Source organism: Clostridium vincentii (assembly GCF_002995745.1).
Taxonomy (GTDB): domain Bacteria; phylum Bacillota; class Clostridia; order Clostridiales; family Clostridiaceae; genus Clostridium; species Clostridium vincentii.
In genome coordinates this window covers 42,129-58,907 of the sequence record NZ_PVXQ01000009.1, presented here as the reverse complement: position 1 = coordinate 58,907, position 16,779 = coordinate 42,129, and the positions used below count along the sequence as shown (strand labels likewise).

The 16,779-nt window shown below is 31.3% G+C and carries 19 protein-coding genes; 17 read left to right on the top strand and 2 right to left on the bottom strand.

Annotated features, from left to right (window positions below; all coding sequences use genetic code 11):
* Window positions 1-10: 10 nt before the first annotated feature.
* Both CLVI_RS05995 and rpmE read right to left on the bottom strand, forming a co-directional pair.
* Window positions 11-1,120 (bottom strand): MGDG synthase family glycosyltransferase, encoded by a 1,110-nt coding sequence (locus CLVI_RS05995; RefSeq protein ID WP_106059205.1) that lies wholly within the window; start codon window positions 1,118-1,120, stop codon window positions 11-13.
* A 124-nt stretch (window positions 1,121-1,244) separates the two neighbouring features.
* Window positions 1,245-1,460 (bottom strand): 50S ribosomal protein L31, encoded by a 216-nt coding sequence (gene rpmE / locus CLVI_RS05990; protein WP_106059204.1) that lies wholly within the window; start codon window positions 1,458-1,460, stop codon window positions 1,245-1,247.
* A gap of 173 nt (window positions 1,461-1,633) precedes the next feature.
* Here rpmE and CLVI_RS05985 point away from each other — a divergent pair, with 173 nt between their 5' ends.
* The 17 genes from CLVI_RS05985 (at window position 1,634) to atpA (ending at window position 16,774) form a co-directional block, all read left to right on the top strand.
* Window positions 1,634-2,224, top strand: coding sequence for a thymidine kinase (locus CLVI_RS05985; protein ID WP_106059203.1), 591 nt, complete (start codon window positions 1,634-1,636; stop codon window positions 2,222-2,224).
* A gap of 14 nt (window positions 2,225-2,238) precedes the next feature.
* Window positions 2,239-3,996, top strand: a complete 1,758-nt coding sequence (gene prmC, locus CLVI_RS05980; protein WP_106059202.1) for a peptide chain release factor N(5)-glutamine methyltransferase — start codon at window positions 2,239-2,241, stop codon at window positions 3,994-3,996.
* A 62-nt stretch (window positions 3,997-4,058) separates the two neighbouring features.
* Window positions 4,059-5,141: a peptide chain release factor 1 gene (prfA, locus tag CLVI_RS05975; RefSeq protein WP_106059201.1), complete on the top strand. Its 1,083-nt coding sequence runs from the start codon at window positions 4,059-4,061 to the stop codon at window positions 5,139-5,141.
* A gap of 73 nt (window positions 5,142-5,214) precedes the next feature.
* Window positions 5,215-5,802, top strand: coding sequence for a hypothetical protein (locus tag CLVI_RS05970; protein WP_106059200.1), 588 nt, complete (start codon window positions 5,215-5,217; stop codon window positions 5,800-5,802).
* 18 nt (window positions 5,803-5,820) lie between these two features.
* The gene (locus tag CLVI_RS05965) at window positions 5,821-6,870 is read left to right on the top strand and encodes an L-threonylcarbamoyladenylate synthase (RefSeq protein ID WP_106059199.1); all 1,050 of its coding nucleotides are present in this window, start codon (window positions 5,821-5,823) and stop codon (window positions 6,868-6,870) included.
* Window positions 6,871-6,904: 34 nt separating this feature from the next.
* On the top strand, window positions 6,905-7,354 hold the full coding sequence (rpiB, locus tag CLVI_RS05960; RefSeq protein WP_106059198.1) for a ribose 5-phosphate isomerase B: 450 nt from the start codon (window positions 6,905-6,907) through the stop codon (window positions 7,352-7,354).
* Between the two features lie 15 nt (window positions 7,355-7,369).
* The gene (upp, locus tag CLVI_RS05955) at window positions 7,370-7,999 is read left to right on the top strand and encodes a uracil phosphoribosyltransferase (protein WP_106059197.1); all 630 of its coding nucleotides are present in this window, start codon (window positions 7,370-7,372) and stop codon (window positions 7,997-7,999) included.
* Between the two features lie 225 nt (window positions 8,000-8,224).
* Entirely contained in the window at window positions 8,225-8,713 is a 489-nt protein-coding gene (locus CLVI_RS05950) for a deoxycytidylate deaminase (RefSeq protein WP_106059196.1), read from the top strand.
* Window positions 8,714-8,757: 44 nt separating this feature from the next.
* Window positions 8,758-9,909 (top strand): non-hydrolyzing UDP-N-acetylglucosamine 2-epimerase, encoded by a 1,152-nt coding sequence (gene wecB, locus CLVI_RS05945; RefSeq protein WP_106059244.1) that lies wholly within the window; start codon window positions 8,758-8,760, stop codon window positions 9,907-9,909.
* A 119-nt stretch (window positions 9,910-10,028) separates the two neighbouring features.
* Window positions 10,029-11,213, top strand: a complete 1,185-nt coding sequence (locus CLVI_RS05940; RefSeq protein WP_106059195.1) for an acetyl-CoA C-acetyltransferase — start codon at window positions 10,029-10,031, stop codon at window positions 11,211-11,213.
* A 65-nt stretch (window positions 11,214-11,278) separates the two neighbouring features.
* Window positions 11,279-12,433 (top strand): CapA family protein, encoded by a 1,155-nt coding sequence (locus CLVI_RS05935; protein ID WP_106059194.1) that lies wholly within the window; start codon window positions 11,279-11,281, stop codon window positions 12,431-12,433.
* A gap of 444 nt (window positions 12,434-12,877) precedes the next feature.
* Window positions 12,878-13,231 (top strand): hypothetical protein, encoded by a 354-nt coding sequence (locus tag CLVI_RS05930; protein ID WP_106059193.1) that lies wholly within the window; start codon window positions 12,878-12,880, stop codon window positions 13,229-13,231.
* A 6-nt stretch (window positions 13,232-13,237) separates the two neighbouring features.
* Window positions 13,238-13,921, top strand: coding sequence for a F0F1 ATP synthase subunit A (locus CLVI_RS05925; protein ID WP_106059192.1), 684 nt, complete (start codon window positions 13,238-13,240; stop codon window positions 13,919-13,921).
* A gap of 28 nt (window positions 13,922-13,949) precedes the next feature.
* Entirely contained in the window at window positions 13,950-14,168 is a 219-nt protein-coding gene (gene atpE / locus CLVI_RS05920) for an ATP synthase F0 subunit C (RefSeq protein WP_106059191.1), read from the top strand.
* Between the two features lie 50 nt (window positions 14,169-14,218).
* On the top strand, window positions 14,219-14,707 hold the full coding sequence (locus tag CLVI_RS05915) for a F0F1 ATP synthase subunit B (protein ID WP_106059190.1): 489 nt from the start codon (window positions 14,219-14,221) through the stop codon (window positions 14,705-14,707).
* A 2-nt stretch (window positions 14,708-14,709) separates the two neighbouring features.
* Window positions 14,710-15,255 carry a F0F1 ATP synthase subunit delta gene (locus CLVI_RS05910; protein ID WP_106059189.1) on the top strand — a complete coding sequence of 182 codons (546 nt, stop codon included), beginning with the start codon at window positions 14,710-14,712 and terminating at the stop codon, window positions 15,253-15,255.
* Between the two features lie 4 nt (window positions 15,256-15,259).
* Complete coding sequence (gene atpA, locus CLVI_RS05905) at window positions 15,260-16,774, top strand: F0F1 ATP synthase subunit alpha (protein ID WP_106059188.1); 1,515 nt, start codon at window positions 15,260-15,262, stop codon at window positions 16,772-16,774.
* The last annotated feature ends 5 nt before the right edge of the window (window positions 16,775-16,779 follow it).

Genomic DNA, 16,779 nt, shown 5'->3' with positions numbered 1-16,779 from the left:
AGTTGTAAAACTAGCTATTTTTTATTAAGTTATTTGCAATATCTATAACTGATTTTAATGAGTATGATGAAGCTAATATATGGAGCTTATCTTTCATTTCTATTAAATATTTAGGGTTATCAATAAGTTTATCGACTACAGAATTAATAGATTTAAAATCTTTAACATAATAAGCGTAACCATTAGAAGTTAAAAAGTCGGTGTTATCCATTTCTTGACCAGGAATTACAAAAGGAATTATTAAAGGAAGATCCTTAACTATTGCTTCTGTAACTGTAAGTCCACCGGGTTTTGAAATTAATATATCTGAATACTCCATAAAGGATGCTATATCATTAGAAAAACCAACTATATGAAGCTTTTTATCACGATATGTTTGTTCAGCTTTTTTTTGTAAGGATTTTAAAAGCTGCTCATTTGAACCACAGACTACAGTAATTCTAAGTTTATGAGTATTTGTTAATAATTCATCTAAAACATAGGATATATTCTTAAGTCCCATACTTCCACTCATTAGAAGAAGATTAAAATAATCTTTATCCTTATATTTAAGTTCGGGAATAATAATATTCTTACAAAAAAAACTTGCTCTAATAGGGATTCCTATTGGATATATTAAATCTTCCTTAATACCTCTGTCTATTAAAGAGTTTTTAGTATACAGGCTACCTGTTATATATGCATCAACTAATGGATTAACATAAGTATAATGCGCTTTAAAATCTGTAGTAACAGATATAAAAGGAGTTTTCAGTCCTCTTTTCTTTAAATTGCTTATTATATTCACAATGAAAGGATGAGTTCCGATAATTAGTTCAGGTTTTTCCTTTTTAATAAGCTTAGATAATTTTCTAGTCGCATTAGCAAATAGTAAAGAATTTAATTTATTAATATATGCACTGTCTGTAAATTCATAAAACCATCCATATATACTAGGAAATCTTGAAGCTGATATTTCGTATCCCCACACAACAAGATCATTTAATACCTTATTGTTATTAGCCAAGAAGTCATGCTTAATGCAATTAAATCCATATTCAGTAAAAACTTCAACTAATGAATTGGCAGCTTGGTTATGACCTTGTCCTGTAGATGTTGTCAATATTAAAACTTTTTTCATTCAATCCACTCACTTCTATTTTAAATAAGTCTAAATATATTTTATCATTATTTATATTAAAAATCTAAAAATTTACAAAAATAAAACAAAGAAAAGGGAAAGACATGGTCTTTCCCTAAATTTCTTACTTACTATCTTGGTTAAGATTGAATCTCTTATTGAACTTATCAATTCTACCGCCGATATCCATGATCTTTTGCTTACCAGTGAAGAATGGATGGCATTTAGAGCATATTTCTACTTTAAGTTCATCTTTAACAGAACCGGTTGTAAAAGTATTTCCACATGCACACTTAACCACTGATTCGTGGTTGTATTCTGGATGTATGCCTTCTTTCATCTATTTCACCTCTTTTGATCTAGCTATAAAATTATAGCTAGCTAAATATAACTACTAAATTATATCATAGCACCTATATTCAGTCAATAAATAGGAAAATAAAAAACTTTTTAATATAGTCATATAATGTTATAATTATTGGTAATGACGTGCTTAAAGGAGATACATAAAATATGAGCAAATTATATTTTAGATATGGTGCAATGAATTCAGGAAAATCCACTCATTTAATGCAGGTGGCTTATAACTATGAAGAGAGAGGAATGAAAGTAGTTATTTTAAAACCAGCTACAGATAAAAAAGGGGGGGACAGACTTTTTTCTAGGCTTGGAGTTAATAGAAATGTGGATATGTTAATAGAAAAGGGCGATAATATATTTAATAAAATAGAAGAACAAATGTTAGGTTACAGCGAAATACATTGTATGTTAATTGACGAAGTTCAATTTATGGAAGCAATTCAAATAGATCAATTATTTGAAATAGCAGTTAAATTAGATATCCCTGTGATATGTTATGGACTTAGAACGGATTTTCTTATGGAAGGATTTGAAGGAAGCACAAGGCTGTTATTAATCGCACATAGTATAGAAGAAATGAAGACTATTTGTAAATGTGGTAATAAAGCAGTGGTTAATGCAAGAATAATTAATGGAAAATTTGTTTTTAAAGGAGATCAAATAGCAATTGATAATGTAAATGATGTCGAATATGAATCATTATGTGGTAAATGTTATTTTAAATATAAGGATAAAAAATCATAGCGAAGAGGTGAAGTATGAAAAAAAGTGATGTTGGAGGGCAAGCTGTTATAGAAGGAGTAATGATGAGAGGCACAAAGGGTCTTGCGACAGCTGTTAGACGCGAAGATGGAGAGATATCTATAAAATGTGGAAATGTTGTGCCTATTACAAAGAGATATACAATATTAAATATACCATTTCTAAGAGGAATATTTGTATTAATTGATTCCTTAAAAATTGGAATGAGTGCTTTAAATTATTCATCATCTTTTTTTGAAGATACAGAGTCATCAAAGTTTGAAACTTGGCTTAGAAAAAAGTTTGGAGAGAAATCTAATGATGTAATTATGGGTTTTACTATGATTTTGGCTCTAATAGTTTCCATAGGATTATTTGTTGGTATACCAACGGGAGTAGCGTCGCTTTTTAAAAGATTTGAATTATCAGCGGTAGGATTAAATTTAATTGAAGCGTTTATAAGAATGATTATATTAGTTACATATATATATGGAATAAGTGTACTAGATGATATATATAGGGTTTTTCAATATCATGGAGCGGAGCATAAGACAATTTTTTGTTATGAAGCAGAAGAAAGATTAACTGTTGAAAATGTTAAAAAGTTTTCAAGATTTCATCCTAGATGTGGAACTAATTTTTTGTTTCTGATAATGCTTGTTAGTGTATTTATAATATCATTCACTGGGTGGGGAGGCTTTTTTGAAAGGCTTTTAATAAGAATTATCTTAATACCTGTTGTATCTGGTATTACCTATGAAATTATAAAATGGTTAGGCAAAAGCGAGAGTAAGATAGCTAAAGCTATTGCATATCCGGGGTTGCAACTTCAAAGATTAACTACTAAAGAACCGGACAATGAACATATTGAAGTTGCTATAGCCGCTTTATTAGCAGCGGAGGGTCTTGAAGAAGAGGAAATGACAATAGTGGAATTAATAAATATTGGAGCAAAGACACTTAATGAAGTTAAAATAGATAGTGCAAGGCTAGACGCTCAATTATTATTAGGTAAGGTATTAGATAAGAATAAAATTTACATAATAACAAATAAAGAAGAAAAAGTTTCAAATAAGAATAAAAAACAGTATCTAGCTCTTATAAAAAAAAGAAAAGCTAAAATGCCTATAAAATATATCCTTGGAGAAGGAGATTTTATGGGGTTGGATTTCTTTTTAGAAGAAGGCGTTTTAATTCCAAGAAGTGATACTGAGGTTTTAGTGGAACAGGTTTTAAAAATGATTCCTGAGAATGAAGATTTAGAAGTTTGTGACTTGTGTTGCGGAAGTGGCGCAATAGGAATAGCCTTGGCTCATTATAAAAAAAATATTAGAGTCGAGTGCATTGACTTTTATGCTGTGCCTGAGAAGGTTACAAAGAAAAATACTGCACGGAACCACGTGGAAGATAGAGTTAATTATATTAAGAGTGACTTGCTTGAAGTTCCTATTAATGAAGAAAAGAAGTATAATGTAATTGTATCTAATCCTCCTTATATAAGGGAAGAGGAGATAGATAGCCTTATGCAGGATGTAAAGAACTATGAACCAAGATCTGCCTTAAGTGGCGGAGAGGATGGACTTTTGTTTTATAGAAAAATAGTAGATCAGAGTAAAAAGGTCTTAATTAAGGAAGGAATACTTTCATTTGAGATAGGCTATGATCAAGGAGAAACTGTGAAAAACCTCATGGAAGACAATGGATATCAAGAAGTGAAAGTGATAAAAGATTTGTCAGGCCTTGATAGAGTTGTTTATGGAAAGTTTTCTTATTGATTATAACAAATAGTCTATGATATAATAATAAAATATGAAAAAAAGAAGTACGGAGTGATAAGATGTTATTAGATAAATTGGCTTTTATAGAAAATAAATACGATGAGTTATCTGTGAAAATTAGTGATCCAACTATTATAGCAAACCAGAATGAGTGGAGAAAGCTATGTAAGGAGCAATCAGATTTAGAGATAATAGTAAATGTTTATAAAGAATATAGAGATGTTGTAGAAGATCTTAAAGCAAATAAAGAAATGCTTTTTGAGGAAACAGATAGAGAAATGAAGGAAATGATGCAAGAAGAAGTTGCTGCACTGACAACTAGGAATGAAGAATTAAAAGATGAAATACAAATTCTTTTACTTCCAAAGGATCCTAACGATGATAAGAACGTTTTTGTTGAAATCAGAGCAGGAGCAGGAGGAGAAGAAGCAGCCTTGTTTGCTTCAAACTTATTTAGAATGTATACAAGATATGCAGAAAATAATAGATGGACTGTAGAGTTAGTAAGTTCAAATGAAACTGATATCGGTGGGTTCAAAGAAGTTGTATTTATGATTAAGGGTAAGGGAGCTTATTCTAAGTTGAAGTATGAAAGTGGAGTTCATAGAGTTCAAAGAGTTCCAGATACTGAATCAAGTGGTAGAATTCATACATCTACAGCAACGGTAGCAGTTCTTCCGGAAGTAGATGATGTTGAAATTGAAATAAGTGATAAAGATTTAAAAATCGATGTTTTCAGAGCATCTGGTAATGGTGGACAATGCGTTAATACTACAGATTCAGCTGTAAGAATGACTCATTTGCCAACGGGACTTGTTGTTTCATGTCAAGATGAAAAATCTCAACTTAAAAACAAGGAAAGAGCTCTTAAGGTTTTAAAATCAAGACTTTTTGAAATTGCAGAAGCGGAAAGAAGTGAAGGGATTGCAGATGACAGACGAAGTCAAATTGGTAATGGGGACAGAAGTGAAAGAATTAGAACTTACAACTATCCACAAGGAAGAGTAACTGACCATAGAATAGGGATAACTATATATAAGTTAGATTCTTATTTAGATGGAGAAATAGATGATATTCTAAATGCTCTTATTACAGCTGATCAAGCTGAAAAAATGAAAAAAATGGGAAATACTCAAGAGTAAAATAATAGCTTGGAGCCTTGCATTTTTAATGTAAGGCTTTATTTATGAAAAAGAGAGAAGAGGAGTAGTTAGTTTGGATATATATAAGGCATTAAAACGTGAAAAAAAACATTTAAAAAGATTTTATATAATGATGATAATCCTAGAAATAACAATTCCATTAGCGGTATATTTAACAGGACTAACTACTTTTTTTTATGTAAGTTATCTATTGTTTATGGAGATATTAATAGCAATTGCTATTTTGAATAAAGCTAATTATAGTAGACTTAAGTTTTTTTATAGTAATAATAAATTGAAAATTAATAGTGGACTACTTTCAAAGGAAAACTTGATTTTTTGTGATAAGGTAGTATTAGTTCATACAGAAAATATGGAAGAAAATATGGAGATAATTCTAATAACTTCTGTAAATTTTAAAAACAACAGTCTCAAATTAATAGGAAACAATTTTTTAAAAAAATATTTTTTAGTTTCGAAGGAGTATATGAAGATAAAAGAGGTTAATCCCGAATCTCTTTATTACTATCAAATAATAAAGAGGGGTGGGCTTAAGAAATATATGATATTGGATACAATATACAGAAATTGTGTGAAGGCTGAGTATACCGAAGAAGGAATACAAAATATAAAAATAGCAAGAGGTCAAACATTGGTTTAAAGAAGGAAGGAATGAAATTTGGAGACAAAAATAGCCATAGTTAAAAATCTACATAAGGATATTGAATATATAAAGGAAGCTGCAAACATAATAAAGAATGGTGGTACTGTAGTATTCCCAACCGAAACAGTATATGGGTTAGGATCAGATGCATTGAATGAGGAAGCTGTTAAGAAAATATTTAAGGCAAAGGGAAGACCTCAAGATAATCCCCTAATATTACATGTTGCATCTAAGGATATAAGCAGTTTAGTTGAAGAGGTTCCTAATGTGGCGCAGAAGCTTATAAATAAATTTTGGCCAGGACCTCTTACTATTATCTTAAATAAGAAAGATATAGTACCAGATGTAACTAGTGCAAAATTAAAAAGTGTAGGAATAAGGATGCCGGAAGGTGAGATAGCCTTAAAATTAATAGAATTTGCTGAAACGCCTATTGCAGCTCCTTCTGCTAATATAAGTGGGAGACCTAGCCCTACAGACGTAGAGAGATGCATAGAAGACCTTTTAGGAAAAGTTGATTATATTTTAGGTGGTGAAAAAAGCAGGGTTGGAGTAGAATCAACTATAGTAGATTGTACCGTAGATCCTCCTATTGTTTTAAGACCTGGTGCCATTACCATTGAGGATTTAAAAAGAGTTGATAATAAAATTGAATTAGACATAGGATTAATGAAAAAACCTACATCGGATTTTAAGCCGAAGGCTCCAGGAATGAAATATAAGCACTATGCACCAAAAGCTAAGGTTGTTATTGTTTCTGGAAATAGAGAAAAAACTATTGAAAAAATCAATGAAATGGTACACTATTATATAAGCCATGGGAAAAAGGTAGGAGTGTTAGCTTCTAAAGAAAATAGCATGAAATACAAAGAAGGTCAAATTAAAGTTCTTGGAAGCATCTTAGATTTAGATGAGGTCGCTCATAATTTATTCGAATCATTAAGGAGTTTCGATGATATTGGAGTAGATATAATAATAGCTGAAGCTTTTGAAGAAAAAGGAGTGGGAATAGCTATTATGAATAGGCTTAAGAAAGCAGCTGGGTATGATATAATTGAAAGTTGAAAGTTGAAAATTTAAATAGATGGAGGTTTGATTTATGAAAATAGCTTTGGGCGCAGATCATGGCGGGTTTGAATTAAAGGAAGAAATACATACATATATAAAATCTTGTGGATATGAGGTGAAAGATTTTGGAACTTACTCTACAGCATCTTGTGATTATGCTGACATCGCAATAGAGGTTGCTGAGGCTGTAGCTAGAAAAGAATTTGAATTTGGTATTTTAATATGCGGAACCGGAATTGGCATAGGGATAGCTGCAAATAAAGTTCCAGGGATAAGAGCGGCGTTATGTTCAGATACTTTTAGTGCTCATGCCTCAAGAGAACATAATGATGCTAATATATTAACTATGGGACAAAGAGTTGTAGGAGCAGGACTTGCCAGTGATATAGTAAAGACTTTTTTAAACTCTACATTTGAAGGAGACAGACATACAAGAAGAATAGATAAAATAACTGCTATAGAAGCAAAATACAACAAATAATTGGAGGATATAAAAATGAGTAAGGTAGTTGAAGTAAATCACCCATTAGTACAACATAAACTTTCTTTTATAAGGTCTAAGGATACAGGCGCAAAAGATTTTAGAAATCTTGTTAGTGAAGTTGCTATGCTTTTAGCATATGAGGTAACAAGAGATTTACCTATGGAGGATGTGGAAATAGAAACTCCAATATGCAAAGCTACCTGTAAGAGGCTTTCAGGGAAGAAACTTGCTATAGTGCCAATATTAAGAGCTGGACTTGGGATGGTTGATGGTATGCTTAATTTAATACCAGCTGCGAAGGTTGGACATATTGGAATGTATAGAGATGAAGAAACTTTAAAACCAGTAGAATACTTTTGTAAGCTTCCGGAGGATATTGCAGAAAGAGAAGTAATAGTTGTAGATCCTATGTTAGCCACAGGAGGATCAGCTATAGATGCTTTGGATTTGCTTAAAGCAAGGGGAGCAAAGAGTTTAAAACTTGCATGCTTAATCGGGTCGCCTGAAGGCGTAAAAGCAATACAAGAAGCACATCCAGATGTGGATATATACATTGCCGCTATTGATGAAAAACTTAATGAAAAAGGATATATTGTTCCTGGATTAGGAGACGCTGGAGATAGGTTGTTTGGAACTAAGTAATTAAATAATTTCATTATATTGAAAAAAGGGGCTGTTGAGAGATAGAGATTAAATTTCTGTTTTTTAGCAGCCCTTGACGTTTATTATAGTAAATATAATATTTGTACAATTATAAAAATGTAAAAAATACATTATGTATATGAAAAGATAAAAAATCATTGGAAGATATGTGCCATAAGTATATAATAAAGGGGAATATAGCACATAATATATTGGAGGAGTTTTATGAAAAGAAGAGATAAAACGAATTATTATTTAGACATAGCTGAAACTGTATTAGAAAGAGGTACATGTTTAAGGAGAAATTATGGAGCAATTATAGCAAAAAATGACGAAATTATTTCTACAGGATATACAGGGGCACCAAGAGGCCGAAAAAATTGTGATGAGCTAGGGTTTTGTAAAAGAGATAAGCTTAATGTTCCAAGGGGTACTCAATATGAATTATGCCGCTCAGTTCATGCAGAAGCTAATGCTATAATTAGTGCATCACGTAAGGATATGTTAGGCGGCACATTATACTTAGTTGGGAGAGAAGCAAAAACAAATGAAATTATAAAAGATTCAAATTCCTGCGTTATGTGTAAAAGACTTATAATAAATTCTGGAATAGAGAAAGTAATAATAAGAGATACAAAAAATGATTATAGGGTAATAAATGTAATTGAATGGATAGAAGATGATGATTCATTAGATTCTAGTATAGGATATTAAAATACATATTTAAAATTATATATATGGATAGTATTGGAGGAAATATTTTGAAAAAGAAAATAATAACAATATTTGGGACTAGACCAGAAGCTATTAAACTTGCACCATTAATTAAGGAATTAGAGAAAAGAGAAGGAATTGAATCTAAAGTTTGTGTTACAGCACAGCATAGAGAGATGCTTGATCAAGTGTTAGAGTATTTTGATATAAAACCTGATTATGATTTAAATATAATGAAGAGTAAACAAACTTTAACTGGAATAACTAATAGGGTATTAGAAGGTTTAGACGAAGTATTTAGAGAAGAAAAACCAGATATGGTGCTTGTACATGGAGACACAACAACAACCTTTGGAGGTGCATTAGCAGCCTTTTATCAGCAAATTAAAGTTGGACATGTTGAAGCAGGACTTAGAACCTTTGATAAGTATTTTCCCTTTCCAGAAGAAATGAATAGAAAGCTTACTGGATCCTTGGCAGATATACATTTTGCACCTACTAAAGGGTCAAAGGAAAATTTACTAAGAGAGGGAGTAAAGGAAGATGATATTTATATAACAGGAAATACGGTAATTGATGCTATGCTTCATACAGTCAAAAAAGACTATGTTTTTGAAAATGAAGAATTAAATAAAATAAATTTTAAAAATAAAAAGGTTATTATGATAACTGCCCACAGAAGAGAAAATTGGGGAGAAGGAATAGATAATATTTGCACTGCTTTAAATAGGATTGTAGAAGAAAATAATGATGTAGAATTAGTATATCTTGTACATTTGAACCCTATAGTAAAGGATGTTGTCTTTAAAAGATTAGGTGGAAATGATAGAATTCATTTGCTAGCACCTTTAGATACTCAGGAAACTCATAATTTAATGAACAAATCATTTATGGTAATGACTGATTCAGGTGGATTGCAAGAGGAAGCTCCTCATTTAGGAAAACCTGTTTTAGTGCTTAGGGATGTTACGGAAAGACCTGAAGCTATTGCTTATGGAACTGTTAAACTAGTAGGTACAGATGTAAATAAAATTGTAGAGGAAGCTAATAGTTTATTGCAAGATAAGCTAGCCTATGAAAAAATGAGCAAATCAGTTAATCCGTATGGAGATGGCAAAGCTTCGGAAAGAATTGCGGATGCAATATTAAAGTATTTTGACTTAAGTCAAAAGCCTGTAGAAGAATTTAAGAGGTAATTTGTCTGGATTTTAGCAAAACCATATTGTAAAAAACGAAAATAATGGTATAATTAGATTATGTTAATTATTTAACGAACATGAATTTCATATGTTTGTAATTTAGGAGGATGTTATTAATGAGAGAAGTAGTTATTGTAAGTGCAGTAAGAACAGCACTTGGTACATTTGGTGGATCACTTAAGGATGTTTCAGCAGTAGATTTAGGTGCACTAGTAATTAAGGAAGCAATAAATAGAGCTGGAATTAAACCGGAATCAGTAGAAGAAGTTATATTTGGAAATGTTATTCAAGCGGGTCTTGGCCAAAATGTAGCTAGACAAGCAACTTTAAAGGCAGGTTTACCAGATGAAGTTCCTGCTTTAACAATAAATAAAGTATGTGGATCAGGATTAAGAGCAGTTGCATTAGCAGCACAAATTATAAAAGCAGGAGATGCTGATGTAGTAATAGCTGGTGGAACTGAAAATATGTCAAGAGCTCCTTATGTATTAGACGAAGCAAGATGGGGACAAAGAATGGGAGATAAAAAAATAGTTGATACAATGATCAAAGATGCTCTATGGGATGCATTCAATGATTATCACATGGGAGTTACTGCAGAAAATATAGCTAAGAAATGGAATCTTACTAGAGAAGAGCAAGATGCATTCTCAGCAAATTCTCAACAAAAAGCTGAAAAAGCTATAAAAGATGGAAGATTTAAGGACGAGATAGTTCCAGTTGTTATTCCTCAAAGAAAGGGAGAACCAAAGGTATTTGATACTGATGAATTCCCAAGATTCGGAACAACTGCTGCATCTTTAGGTAAACTTAGACCAGCTTTCTCAAAAGATAACGGAACTGTTACAGCTGGTAATTCATCAGGAATTAATGATGGAGCTTCTGCATTTGTAATTATGAGTGCTGAAAAAGCTGCTGCACTTGGTCTTAAACCACTTGCTAAAATAGTATCTTATGGTTCAAAGGGATTAGATCCTGCTATAATGGGATACGGACCATTTTATGCTACAAAGAAAGCTTTAGAAATTGCTAATTTAAAAGTTGAAGATCTTGACTTAATTGAAGCAAATGAAGCATTTGCTGCTCAAAGTTTAGCTGTTGCTAAGGATCTTAACTTTGACATGGAAAAAGTAAATGTTAATGGTGGTGCTATTGCATTAGGACATCCGGTTGGAGCGTCAGGTGCAAGAATCTTAACTACATTACTTTATGAAATGAAGAAGAGAGATTCTAAAATTGGTTTAGCTACTTTATGCATTGGTGGCGGAATGGGAACTGCTATTATTGTTGAAAGAATGTAATTTACAAAAAAAAGGAGCTAACTTAGGTTAGCTCCTTTTTTATATATATATAGGGGGAAAAGAGGGTGAGGGTAAACAATAGAAGAATAAAAAGAAGAAATGCAACGCGTAAGAAAATACTTATATCATCGATAATTTCTCTATCAATATTAACTTGTGCAGTAATAATATATCAAAAAGTTCAGCAACAGAGTGAAATTTCTAAAATTAGAGAAGACAACCTTATAGAATTAGAAGCAACTATAGAAGAAGAAAAAAATATAAAGAGCACGGAAATTATTATCTCACTAGCAGGAGATTGTACGCTGGGAACAGATACAAATTTTGCATTTGAAGGAAGCCTTCCAAGTGAAATTGAAAACTACGGAAATGATTATTCTAAGTTAATGAGAAATGTTTCACCTATATTTAGTGAAGATGATTATACAATTATTAATTTGGAAACCACTTTCACACAGGCAATTGGTAAGAGAAATAAAGGAGAAGGCGTTGCATATCATTTTAAGGGACCTAAAGATTATACCAATATATTAAAATCTTCATCAATAGAAGGTGTAACTTTATCTAATAATCATATTTATGATTATGGTAGCCAAGGGTTTAATGATACTGTAGAAGCGCTACAGGAAAGTAATTTAGATTATTGCGGAGAAGGATATAAAATAATTAAAGAAGTTAAGGGTATAAAAATTGGTGTTTTAGGATACAACGGTTGGGATTCATCTAATGAACAGAAAGACAAGATTAAAAGTGATATAAATTATTTAAAGGAAGAGGGAGTTAATATAGTAATTCCATATTTTCATTGGGGAGAAGAAAATTCTTATAACCCGAATGAAATTCAAAAAGAATTAGCTAGATTTTCTATAGATAATGGGGCAGATATGGTTGTTGGATCTCATCCTCATGTTATGCAAACAATGGAAAACTATAAGGGAAAACTTATAGCATATTCATTCGGAAATTTCTGCTTTGGAGGAAACTCGAATCCTCGGGATAAGCGAACCTTCATTCTTCAGGGAAAGTTTAATTTGGAAGACGGAGATATAAAAAAGATAGAATATAAAATTATACCCATATTAATATCTTCAGTTGAGAGTAGAAATGATTATGTTCCTACACCAGCTACAGGTGGAACTAAAGAAGAGATTTTTAATAAATTAAATGAGTTGTCACCTACTATAAGTATTAAGATAAAAGATGAATTCTTCAGTATATAGATGTAAATAAAGGGATATGATGGCTAAGGAAAAAATTGCATAGACTTTAAAAGTATATTTCTGAGAAAAATATGAATAATAATAAAAAAAAATAGTCAATTGTTCGGATACCTAGTAAATACATATAGTTTTAGAATAGTATAATATAAAGGAAACATGAGTATTTAGAGTATTAAATAAAAATTAAATCTGAATAATATAAAATGAAAATGTTATCAAGGCAATAACAGGAAAAGTTTGAACTGTCAGAAAATTCAGAAATATGAATAGCAGGTTATAAATTTATGTATTAACGATATCTATGTATGTAAGGTAAGATAATGCCTTATATTGTTCATCATATCAATGATATACGGCATTTTTGGATGAATTTAGCTATAAATGAAGTTTTGTTAATAAATATGATGGATATATAATTAATATATCGTGTTTGGAGTGTGTTTGATGAATAAAGAGATGAATAAATTAAGATCAAAAGTCACAAAATATGATATGATTTGCGGATTATTTATGTCTTTACTTATCGGAACAGTCTTAAATCGAAAAATTGCCATAGCCTTTTTACTAGGAATATCTATAGCAGCAGTTAATTATATAGTGAGTGTGTATGCAATATCAAAATGGCTGGAAAGAAAATCTTATAGGGTGTTAATAACAACAACACTTAGAATTTTTTTTGTAACTATTTGTGCAGTACCTTTTATATATAATTTTGAACTGATAGCAGCATATTTAATAGGTTTCACATCACATTTTATAGTACTAGGTTATTGCATAATATCTAAAGAAGGGAAGTGATTAGGTTTGGAACCAGTAATACCTATCTTTTCTTTTGAAATTGGTAGCTTTTCACTCATTATTGGTAAAGAAATAATATGGCAGTGGGTAGTAATACTAATTTTGGGAATAAGCGCTTTTCTTTTAACAAGAAACTTGAAGAAGAACCCAAATAAAAAACAAGTAGTATTAGAGACTCTATATACTACTGTGGAGAATCTTGTTAAAAGTAATATGGGTGAGAAGTTTATAAACTATGTTCCTTATATAGGGACAATAATTATTTATTTATTAGTGATGAACTTATTAGGGGTATTAGGAATAAAGCCACCAACTCAAAATTTAAGTGTAACATTAGCACTTGGAGTATCAACTTTTTTTGTAATTAATGGAACAGCAGTAAAGAAAAATGGTGCTTTAAAGTACATGAAGGGATTAGCACAACCCTATGCATTTATGTTGCCAATTAATATTCTAGAAAGAGTAATGTTACCATTTTCTCTAGCGCTAAGATTATTTGGGAATATGTTGGCAGCAACAATACTTGTTGAAATGCTTTATGAGTTTTTAGAGAGCATAACATGGATAGCAGGGATTGGATTGCCGATAGTTGGACATATATATTTTGATATGTTTGACGGAGGAATACAAATGTTAGTATTTGTAATGCTAACAATGATTAATATTAAAATTACAGCAGAACATCACTAGAAATAGTGAATTTTAAGGAGGAAAAATTATGGATTTAACAGTTATTGGAGCAGCTATTGCTGTGTTATCAGGAATTGGGGCAGGAATTGGAATTGGAATAGCAACAGGAAAGGCAACAGAGGCAATTGCAAGACAACCTGAAGCGTCGGGTAAGATTCAAGGTGCATTAGTTTTAGGAGCAGGTCTTTCAGAAGCTACAGCTATTTATGGATTAATAGTTGCATTATTACTAATATTTGTAAAATAATTTAATTTTAGAGTTAATTAGATTGACTCCGAAGGGAGGCTATAAAAATTATGGAAGCATTAGGACTAGATCCATCTACCTTTATACTAACTTTAATAAACTTTGGAATAATAATTTTATTATTGAAACATTTCCTATGGGATAAAATAAAATTAGCTATACAGGATAGGGAAGATTATACAGAAGCTCAAATAGTAAAGGCTGATGAAGATTCACAAAAAGCAAGACTATATCTTATTGAAAATGAGAGAATCCTAAAGTCTGCAAAAGAAGAGGGAAAGAAGATAATAGAGAAGAAAAAGATTAAGGCCACAAAAATCTATGATGAAATATTAGTGGAAGCAAATACAGAGTCTAAAACTATAATGGAAAGAGCTAAGCTAGAGATAGAACGTGAAAGAGAAAAAGCTGAATTTGAGCTTAAGAAACATGTTGTTAATTTAGCTATAGAAATTTCAACTAAGGCATTAGAGGAAAAGATAGAAAATTCTAAACAAAGAGAGTTAATTAATGATTTTATTACTAAGGTAGGCATTTAAATATGTATGAGTATTTAGATAAACGATATGCTCTTGCCTTATACCGAGTTGCAGAAGAAAAAGGTAAGGTTAAAGAATATTTAGGCGACCTTAGAGCCATATGTGATTTAATTGATAATAATGAGGACTTTAAAAATGTTATAAAACATCCTCAAATAAGTACAAAAAAGAAAAAACAGACCTTCATTAATATTTTCAAAGGAAGTATTGATGAAGAGCTATTATCGTTTTTATTGATACTTATTGAAAAGGATAGAATAGTATATATCAGAGAAAAATTAAATGAGATGGAAAAGATTCATCTCGAACGAGAAAATACTTTAATAGCTGTAGTTAAAACTGCAGTACCTATGCTAGAGGCTGAAGCTGAAACCTTAAAGAAAAAGCTTGAGAAGAAGTATGATAAGAAAATCATTATGACAACAGAAGTTGATAAAGATATTTTAGGTGGAGTTTTTGTTAGAGTAGGAAATGATGTTATAGATGGCACTGTCAAATCTAGATTAGATGAGATGAAAGACATAATGCTTAAGAAAGAATCGAGGTGAGTTCATGAATATAAAGCCAGAAGAAATAACTTCTATTATTAAAAAAGAAATAGAAAGATATGAAAGCAATATTAAAACAGTAGACTCTGGTACAATAATTCAAATTGGTGATGGTATTGCTCGAGTATATGGATTAGATGATTGTATGCAAGGAGAATTATTACAATTTCCTAATGATGTATATGGAATGGCTCTTAACCTTGAACAGGATAACGTAGGTTGCGTTTTATTGGGTTCAGAGGAAGGCATAAAAGAAGGAGATATCGTTAAGAGAACAGATAAAATAGTTGAAGTTCCAGTAGGGGATGCCATAATAGGTAGGGTAATAGATTCACTAGGTACTCCTATTGATGGTAAAGGTCCTATAAAATGTGAGGAAAATAGAGCTATAGAAGTTCCAGCACCTACAATAATACAAAGAAGTTCAGTAAATGAACCTATGCAAACAGGTATTAAGGCTATAGATTCTATGATACCAATAGGTAGAGGTCAAAGAGAGCTTATTATTGGGGATAGACAAACAGGTAAAACAGCCATTGGAATAGATACAATAATAAACCAAAAAGGAAAAGATGTAATTTGCATATATGTAGCTATTGGACAAAAACAATCAACTGTGGCTCATATTTATAATACTCTTAGTGAAGAAGGAGCTATGGATTACACTATAATAGTTAGTTCGACAGCAGCAGATTCAGCACCATTGCAATACTTAGCTCCATATGCAGGATGTACTATTGGTGAGTATTTTATGAATAAGGGTAAGGATGTATTAGTAATATACGATGATTTATCTAAGCACGCAGTAGCATATAGAACTATGTCATTACTTCTTAGAAGGCCACCAGGCAGAGAAGCTTATCCTGGGGATGTATTCTACATTCACGCAAGACTATTAGAAAGAGCTGCAAAGCTTTCGCCTGAATATGGTGGAGGTTCATTAACCGCATTACCAATAATAGAAACCTTAGCAGGAGATGTAACAGCATACATTCCTACAAATGTTATTTCTATTACAGATGGCCAAATTTTCTTAGAGGCTGATTTATTCCATTCAGGACAAAGACCAGCTGTAAATGCAGGTATATCTGTATCAAGAGTTGGTGGTAATGCCCAAATTAAGGCAATGAAACAGGTATCAGGTACTTTAAGACTTGAACTTGCACAATACAGAGAACTTGCAACATTTGCACAATTTGGAACTGATTTAGATAAGGATTCGAAGAAAAGGTTAGAAAAAGGGAAAAGATTAATAGAAATATTAAAGCAAGATCAATATGAACCTATGAGAATTGAAAAGCAAGTTGCAATTTTTTATGCAGCTGTCAATGATTTTCTTTCAGATATAAAAGTAAGTGATATAAGAAAATTTGAACAAGGCTTCTTAGAATATATGGATACTCATCAAAGAGATTTATTAAAAAGAATTGTTGATGAAAAAACTTTAACAGGTGAAATTAAAGCTGGACTAGAGGAATCCATAGTTTACTATAAGAAGGTATTTTTGCAAGAGGCATAGATTTT

Coding starts and splice junctions, on each gene's coding strand:
- prfA (WP_106059201.1), top strand. CDS start 4,059: ATGTTATTAGATAAATTGGCTTTTATAGAAAATAAATACGATGAGTTA.
- upp (WP_106059197.1), top strand. CDS start 7,370: ATGAGTAAGGTAGTTGAAGTAAATCACCCATTAGTACAACATAAACTT.
- CLVI_RS05950 (WP_106059196.1), top strand. CDS start 8,225: ATGAAAAGAAGAGATAAAACGAATTATTATTTAGACATAGCTGAAACT.
- CLVI_RS05985 (WP_106059203.1), top strand. CDS start 1,634: ATGAGCAAATTATATTTTAGATATGGTGCAATGAATTCAGGAAAATCC.
- CLVI_RS05995 (WP_106059205.1), bottom strand. CDS start 1,120: ATGAAAAAAGTTTTAATATTGACAACATCTACAGGACAAGGTCATAAC.
- CLVI_RS05915 (WP_106059190.1), top strand. CDS start 14,219: ATGGAAGCATTAGGACTAGATCCATCTACCTTTATACTAACTTTAATA.
- prmC (WP_106059202.1), top strand. CDS start 2,239: ATGAAAAAAAGTGATGTTGGAGGGCAAGCTGTTATAGAAGGAGTAATG.
- atpA (WP_106059188.1), top strand. CDS start 15,260: ATGAATATAAAGCCAGAAGAAATAACTTCTATTATTAAAAAAGAAATA.
- CLVI_RS05930 (WP_106059193.1), top strand. CDS start 12,878: ATGAATAAAGAGATGAATAAATTAAGATCAAAAGTCACAAAATATGAT.
- CLVI_RS05910 (WP_106059189.1), top strand. CDS start 14,710: ATGTATGAGTATTTAGATAAACGATATGCTCTTGCCTTATACCGAGTT.
- rpiB (WP_106059198.1), top strand. CDS start 6,905: ATGAAAATAGCTTTGGGCGCAGATCATGGCGGGTTTGAATTAAAGGAA.
- CLVI_RS05940 (WP_106059195.1), top strand. CDS start 10,029: ATGAGAGAAGTAGTTATTGTAAGTGCAGTAAGAACAGCACTTGGTACA.
- rpmE (WP_106059204.1), bottom strand. CDS start 1,460: ATGAAAGAAGGCATACATCCAGAATACAACCACGAATCAGTGGTTAAG.
- atpE (WP_106059191.1), top strand. CDS start 13,950: ATGGATTTAACAGTTATTGGAGCAGCTATTGCTGTGTTATCAGGAATT.